5 protein-coding genes are annotated in these 7,488 nt (G+C 34.8%); 3 read left to right on the forward strand and 2 right to left on the reverse strand.

Going from position 1 to position 7,488, the window contains the following annotated elements; genetic code table 11:
- Positions 1-76: 76 nt before the first annotated feature.
- Positions 77-1,855, forward strand: coding sequence for an AMP-dependent synthetase/ligase (locus tag QWY78_RS09170; RefSeq protein WP_290219034.1), 1,779 nt, complete (start codon positions 77-79; stop codon positions 1,853-1,855).
- 400 nt (positions 1,856-2,255) lie between these two features.
- Here the strand turns inward: QWY78_RS09170 and QWY78_RS09175 are convergent, their stop codons facing one another.
- Positions 2,256-3,677, reverse strand: a complete 1,422-nt coding sequence (locus QWY78_RS09175; protein ID WP_290219037.1) for a sensor histidine kinase — start codon at positions 3,675-3,677, stop codon at positions 2,256-2,258.
- The gene (locus tag QWY78_RS09180) at positions 3,677-4,414 is read right to left on the reverse strand and encodes a LytR/AlgR family response regulator transcription factor (protein ID WP_290219039.1); all 738 of its coding nucleotides are present in this window, start codon (positions 4,412-4,414) and stop codon (positions 3,677-3,679) included. Before QWY78_RS09180 ends, QWY78_RS09175 begins: the two co-directional genes overlap by 1 nt.
- 280 nt (positions 4,415-4,694) lie before the next feature.
- On the opposite strand from QWY78_RS09180, the gene QWY78_RS09185 reads away from it, so the two are divergent.
- Both QWY78_RS09185 and QWY78_RS09190 read left to right on the forward strand, forming a co-directional pair.
- The gene (locus QWY78_RS09185; protein ID WP_290219041.1) at positions 4,695-5,567 is read left to right on the forward strand and encodes a hypothetical protein; all 873 of its coding nucleotides are present in this window, start codon (positions 4,695-4,697) and stop codon (positions 5,565-5,567) included.
- A 97-nt stretch (positions 5,568-5,664) separates the two neighbouring features.
- On the forward strand, positions 5,665-7,257 hold the full coding sequence (locus QWY78_RS09190) for a T9SS type A sorting domain-containing protein (RefSeq protein WP_290219044.1): 1,593 nt from the start codon (positions 5,665-5,667) through the stop codon (positions 7,255-7,257).
- The last annotated feature ends 231 nt before the right edge of the window (positions 7,258-7,488 follow it).

A 7,488-nucleotide genomic window follows, 5' to 3' on the forward strand; every position in this document is an offset into this window, starting at 1 on the left:
ATAAAAATGATATTTTTACATTAATTCAGAATTAAATATGAATTAAGTTATGTTATTCATTAAATAAAACTATGATATGTCAATAAAAAGGACTTTTGATTTTGCGCATAATGCGTTAGAAAAATATTCGAGAGCGGATATGTTCGTCACCAAATACGATGGTCATTGGGAAAAAACATCGACCAGTGAATTTATTGCCTTAGGGAATAAAGTGTCACGTGGTTTACTAAAGTTAGGAATAAAACCCGGCGATAAAATTGTACTGATTACCACTGCAACCCGCACGGAATGGGCTGTAATGGAATTGGGAATCTCGCAAATTGGAGCAATTTCCGTACCTGTTTATCCAAGCATTTCACCCGAAGATTATGATTTCATCTTTAATAATGCAGATGTAAAGTACTGTTTTGTATCGGATGTTGATTTATATGATAAAGTCATGAAAATCAGAGATAATGTTGCCACTTTGCAGGGTGTTTTCAGTTTTGACGAAATAAATGGAGCACCAAACTGGCGAGAAGTGCTTGATTTGGGTGCAGATGATGCAACGCAAGGTGAAGTTGAAGATATTTCTAAATCGATCAATACCGAAGATTTAGCTACGATTATTTATACATCGGGGACCACTGGTAGACCAAAAGGGGTGATGCTTACGCACCAGAATATTGTATCGAATGTATTGGGTTCTAATCCAAGAATTCCTGAAATCAAAGGAATGGATTTCAGTGATATTAAAATTCTGAGTTTCTTGCCTATTTGCCATATTTTCGAACGCATGCTTTTCTATCTTTATCAATATAATGGGTACGCGATATATTTTGCAGAAAGCATTGAAAAAATGGGCGACAATATCAAGGAAGTACAACCCCATATTATGTCGGTTGTCCCAAGACTCATTGAAAAAGTTTATGATAAAATTTATGACAAAGGAACAAGCGCTGGTGGATTGAAAAGCAAAATATTCTTGTGGGCTCTAGGCGTAAATAAAGCCAAAGAAAAATTAGGAAAACCATCTGGTTTACAGGAAATTATTGCTGATAAACTGGTCTTTTCGAAATGGAGAGAAGGTTTAGGCGGAAATATCATCACCTTGGTTTCTGGGTCGGCGGCTTTGTCAGCACGACTGAATAAAATGTTCCAAAATGCAGGGATCCCAATTTTGGAAGGTTATGGTTTGACGGAAACTTCACCGGTGATTTCGGTAAATAGTTTTGGTAAAATTAAAGTAGGAACCGTAGGTCATCCTTTGGATAATCTGGAAGTAAAAATTCAGGAAGATGGCGAGATTACGGTAAAAGGCCCTTCTGTTTTTAAAGGGTATTTCAAAAATGAAGAAATGACCAAAGAAGCCTTTACTGCTGATGGATTTTTTAAAACAGGAGATATCGGACATTTTGATGAAGAAGGATATTTGCACATCACCGATCGCAAAAAAGAAATGTTTAAAACCTCGGGTGGTAAATACATTGCACCGCAGGTTATTGAAAATCTAGCGAAAGCCTCCAAGTTTATTGAACAAATTATGGTGGTCGGTGACGGTGAAAAAATGCCATGCGCCTTCGTTCAACCCGATTTCAATTTCATTAAAAATTGGGCCGAAAGAAAAGAATTAAAAATCGGAGAAACGCCAGCGGAAATGGTAAAAAGTCCGGAATTAAAAGAAAGAATCGGAAAAGAAATCGCCTACCTCAACACCAAATTAGGAAATTGGGAACAGATTAAAAAATTCGAACTCACCCCAGAAGTTTGGTCGATCGAATTGGGTCTGCTCACTCCTACTTTAAAACTGAAAAGAAAAGCAGTAAAAGAAAGATACCTAAAACTGTATAACGAAATGTATGGCCATCAATCTTAATTTCTGAGGAAAATCCAGCAAAGCACAGTTTTAAGCTGTGCTTTTTTAGTATTGATATAAGTAGAAATATTTATAATTGAGCCCTATTTAACACAAATTTATTCTAGAGGATATCGCATTTAAAAATTTTAAATTTTCTAAATAATGAACTAATAGAAGTATAGGATTGTTCTGTTTTTTCGAGCTTACCAAAACACACAACCATACGCTGCTCAAGATTAAATCCAGGTGGAAACATGACTAAGAAATCAAAATAAAGCAATTTCATTCATAAATAACTACCCGACAAGATCTTAAGAAATGATATTGTTTTTTGCTCAAAAAACAGGAATACATCTGAACACATGTAGCATCATTTAGCAAATTAAAACTCAAAAAAGGAAAATCGTTTACTGCAATACTACCTTTTTTTCAGATAAATTTTTACTAAAGTTCCTTCGCCAGTTCCCAGCTCCATTTTGTCGAAAATCGAGAAATGCAAAGTGTTTATTGTATTTTGGTTGTGATGATTGATGCGGTCTTCAACAAGCGATAGTCCTATTGAATGATGGGATTTTTTTCTATTCAACAATCCAGCATTATAACCTACTCCATTATCATCGATCTCAACAAGTACATGATCTTGATTTTCTGTGACGCTGATGAGAAGAATGCCTTCATCTTCCTTATTCATAATCCCATGCCACAAGGCGTTTTCTACAAAGGGCTGCAGGATAAAAGCGGGCACGAAATGCGTGCTAAGTTTTACAGGATTTTCGATTTCAATGCGATAACTAAACCGTCCGTAAAAACGCATTTTTTCAATCGACAATAAAAGTTCTATGGAATTGAGTTCTTCTTCCAACGAGACATTATCTTTTATAGTGCCATCCAATATCAATCTGATAAAATTGGCAAACTTATTCAGATATTTTACAGCATTTTTATTATCATTATCGATAATAAATACTTTAATGGAATTGAGCACATTAAAAATAAAATGAGAATTGATTTGGCTGCGCAAAACTTTTTGCTGTAAGTCTGCCATTTGCGTCTGCAGTTCTTGTTCTTGTTTCTCCTGTAGATGCCATTGTTTTTCTTTTACCCGAAGTGTTTTCTCTTCCTCAAGCATGACATTTAATTGGGTTTGCAAAAATTGGCGGTTAATATAGAGTTTACGGATTTTATAGCCAAGACCATAACTGATAAATAAACATTCTAAGATAATCCCAATCATAAAATAGACCATCGGTTGGATGATGAATGATCTTCTGCCACTCATCCCAGAGGTGAATAGCGCGATTAATACAAAAAAGATATATAAAAAAGAACCTGTTAAAAAAATGAAGCGCCCATCTTCTTTGGTTCGAAGCGACTTTGTAATAATTACTATTGCTACAATAAGATGAATCGGTACAAAAACTTTATAAAAACAAAACCGAGCAGATTGGCTGGGTAATATATTAAAATTTTGGAGTAAAAAAACAAGGGTTGCCAAGCTAAGAAAGGCAATGATGTATACTTTTGAGAATTTTAAAAATCGGGGGTAATGAATATCAAACCCTAAAAATCGAATCCCAAAATGCATATACATAGCATGAAACCAAAACTGAATATAAATGGTAAATTCTGAAATGTCATGACTTTTCAGAAAGGGAGAGATAGAAGTTATTTTATTATAAAAACTTAAATAAACCAGCGTAAATAGGCAGTACAATCCATAGAACAAATACATTTTCCTTTTATTTGTACGATAGATTAAAAGAGAAAGCACGATAAATAGAATGAGCATACTCATTGTAAAGCTCCAGAAATACAGTTCTATTTCATCTGGCCTTTCCATTACAGTCGGGTCATTAGTTCATTTCTTTTGAGTACCGAAACTGGTAATGAGATGTTTTTATCGACTAAGAGCATCCCTTCATTTTTGAGGAACGCGTTCACTTTAGTTAGGTTTACGATATACGATTTATGTATTCTGAAAAATAAAGATTCCGGTAAATCGTTTTCAATCTGTTTTAATTGACGCGTTAAAATAATTTTGGTGCGATCAGCTAGAAAAACATAGGTATAATTACCGCTCGCCTCGAAATAAATTATATCTGCCGGATCAAAAAACGCAATCTTACCATCGTACAAAAGCTTAATTTTTCGGGAACCAAGTCCGATTTCAGTTAATTTATCCAAGGCATCTTCCAAACGGTTTTCAAAACTGTCTTTCTGTAATACTTTTTCAATGCGTACAATACATTGCTCAAGTTCATCTATATCAATAGGTTTGAGTAGATAATAGGTGGCTTCATTTTTTATCGCGTTCAAGGCATATTTACTGTAAGCAGTGGTGAAAACAACATAGAAATTTCTATTTTGAAAACGATTCAGAAAATCAAAACCAGAAATACCAGGCATTTCAACATCTAGAAAAACCACGTCAACGGGATTATTTTGAATATAATCAATCGCATTTTGTGCACTTGTGAATTTCGCGCATACTTCTAGCCTGTCCTTAAAGTTTCTTAACTCTAACTCCAGACCTTTGATGGCCATCAATTCATCATCAATAATTATGGAGGTAATCATATGCAACAAGCGTGTATACACAAAGATACTTTTTTAACAATAAGTAAAAAAATATTTGTATGAACGAATCATTTTCCTATTTGAACTGCCTTTTTTCGGAATTAATGTACTAAAAAGTATTCATACAAGAATCGTATAATCTTATACATCTATTAAAGAAGTTGATATAAATAGATAAAACATCAATTCCCAAAATACATAAATTTGAATTGAGCATTATATATTTTTCATAATTCCAATGTGCCACCACGATAAAAAACGATAACCTAAAAAAGAGAAAATGAAGAACCCAGTACACCAAATCGTAAAGAAGATGCTCGCAATTGTTGCTATGTTAACAATTACCACTAGTCTTCATGCCTCAAACTGGACGGGCACTTGGTCAACCTCTTTTGGCGAAATCTCGATCAACTCTAAGCAATTATCAAATATTGTAGCGAACATGGGAGATTATGTATTAAAAGGTTCAATAAGCAGCGATGCTATTCAAAAGGATAATATATTTTCAGGAACTTATATGCTCAAACCGAATTTAAAAAAAACTACCACAGAAATTCAACATTACAGCACTTTGGGACCGAAAGGTAAATTCTCTTTTGTGCTGGACGCTACTAATCAAAAATACCAAGGAACCTTTACCAATACTCAAACAAATCGCGATGGTTTTTGGACAGGCTCTAAGATAATTACTGCAAAAACTACCACTAAAAAAGTAGAGTCTATTCGTGGCAGACCGATTCCTCAGGTAAAAATTGAGCCTGTACTTTGGACGGGTACTTGGAACACCAATAAAATGGGTCAAATTAAAATCAAATGGTATAGCGAAGACCGTATTGAAGCGAAATTATTATTTAAGAGCGGAGATTATATAAGAACAGCAGAATTAAAAGGTGGTAAAATATCAGGACTCGCTGGTTATAATAATAAATATGCCTTTGCTGGACCATACAAAGACACAGACGGTAAAGAAGGATTTTTCTACTTTCAACTTAATTCTAAAAATCCTACACTAAATACTTTTACGGGATATATTATGATTAAAGATAAAAAACATCGTGATGGGCAGCTAGATAATTACAGCCCTTACAATATCAATGGAATTACGGGTACCAGAACTTCATCAACAGAACCCGACATGAGCTGGAATCCGTAAAAAATAAGATTTAAAACCAGAAAATATCGCTATGAAATAACGACCGGTTTTCTAGAGCGATCGCGGCAATTATTCCTAACCGAATACCTATTTAAAAATGAAAACAATTCTAACATTTATAGCAACCCTAACAATCACCACAATCGTCTGGTCACAAAATGTTTCAATCGCTTGGCAAAAGACCATAGGCGGAGATAATTTAGATCAAATTACCGCTTTTGATGCTACCGCAGATGGAGGCTTTATTTTAGGGGGCCATTCCAACAGTAAAATTTCTGGCGAAAAGACTGAAAACAATATTAACGGCAGTATTGATGTTTGGATTGTAAAAGTAGATGCTGCTGGAAATATCATCTGGCAGAATACCATTGGAGGTAATTTATTTGATGGTGTTAATTCGATCAAGCAAACAGCAGATGGTGGTTATATTGTAGGAGCGATGTCCGATTCTGGTATTTCTGGCGATAAAACTGAAAATTCCAGAGGAACTTCTGATTACTGGATTTTAAAATTAGATGCTGTTGGCAATATTATCTGGCAGAAAACCTATGGTGGGAAACATGTAGAAGCAAATACTCGAGTTGTGGAAACGCCAGATGGTGGCTATTTTGTAACTGGGCGCTCGGAAAGCGATGTGACTGGTGATAAAACTATTCCCTCAAAAGGCATGGTCGATTTTTGGCTGCTAAAACTTAACAGTACAGGCGGAATTGTTTGGCAAAAAGGCATCGGTGGAAGTGGAAATGATATGTTTTCAGGCAGCTTGCCTACTTCTGAGGGCGGCTATCTTCTCTACGGAACTTCATTTTCTATGATTTCTGGCGACAAAACCGAAGTAAGCAGAGGGTTATCTGACTATTGGATTGTAAAAATAGACGTTGATGGAAACATTCTGTGGGACAAAACCTATGGCGGAAATTTAGAAGACGATCTCAAACATGTCATCCAAACAACAGATGGTGGCTATTTGCTTGGTGGAATTTCCAGATCATCCATATCAGGAGATAAAACTGAACCAAGTAGAATTAACTACGATTATTGGATATTAAAATTAAACAGTACTGGAAGTCTTGTTTGGCAAAAAACCATCGGCGGCAACGCAGCAGATTACGTATCAGAAGTCAAGCAATTGCAAGATGGAACGTATTTGGTTTCTGGCCACAGCCAAAGTCCAATCTCTGGCGACAAAACCCAAAATACAAATGGCGATTATGATATTTGGTTGGTCAACTTAAGTACAACAGGTCAGATTCTTAAACAAAATTCTATTGGTGGATCTCTTTGGGAACAAGAAACGTACCTCCATCAGTTGCAAGATGGCAATTTAGTTCTATTCTCCAATTCTAATTCCAATATTTCCGGTGATAAAACGGATAATAGCAGAGGGTCTAGGGATTTTTGGGTCTTCAAAACATCTACCCAGATTTTGGAAACTCAAAAAAACACTTTTGACCGAGCAGTAACCGTCTATCCAAATCCGACTTCCGGCATTTTCTCCTTGGATTTGGGAAGAACACATAGTGAAATCAATGTCATTATAACCAATACTGTTGGCCAAATAATTTCAAAATCAACGCATCAAAATAAACAAACCCTCAATCTGGAATTAAAAGCGTCACCCGGTGTTTATTTAATTACGGTAACAACAAATGATACAAAACAAACCACTTTTAAAATCATTAAAAAGTAATATTTACTGATATAGAAATTAAAAAAACTAATAACCTTTTATATATTTGAAGAAATGCGGATTAAATTTTTATTCCGCATTTTATTTAAGATTTTTAGGCTTTAAAAAGATAGCTTTTTATTATGGAAACCTGTTGTGCATTTAGCATAAATTAATTTTTGTTTTATTTATACTTCTTTTAAAAACGAAAAAATTCAGATACTGTATCATTGTAAAGGAAGTGATTTTAGA

Source organism: Kaistella yonginensis (genome assembly GCF_030409525.1).
Taxonomy (GTDB): domain Bacteria; phylum Bacteroidota; class Bacteroidia; order Flavobacteriales; family Weeksellaceae; genus Kaistella; species Kaistella yonginensis.

What these genes read in the sequence shown, in the direction of transcription:
- QWY78_RS09170 (WP_290219034.1), top strand. Translation starts at nt 77, where the DNA reads ATGTCAATAAAAAGGACTTTTGATTTTGCGCATAATGCGTTAGAAAAA.
- QWY78_RS09175 (WP_290219037.1), bottom strand. Translation starts at nt 3,677, where the DNA reads ATGGAAAGGCCAGATGAAATAGAACTGTATTTCTGGAGCTTTACAATG.
- QWY78_RS09180 (WP_290219039.1), bottom strand. Translation starts at nt 4,414, where the DNA reads ATGATTACCTCCATAATTATTGATGATGAATTGATGGCCATCAAAGGT.
- QWY78_RS09185 (WP_290219041.1), top strand. Translation starts at nt 4,695, where the DNA reads ATGAAGAACCCAGTACACCAAATCGTAAAGAAGATGCTCGCAATTGTT.
- QWY78_RS09190 (WP_290219044.1), top strand. Translation starts at nt 5,665, where the DNA reads ATGAAAACAATTCTAACATTTATAGCAACCCTAACAATCACCACAATC.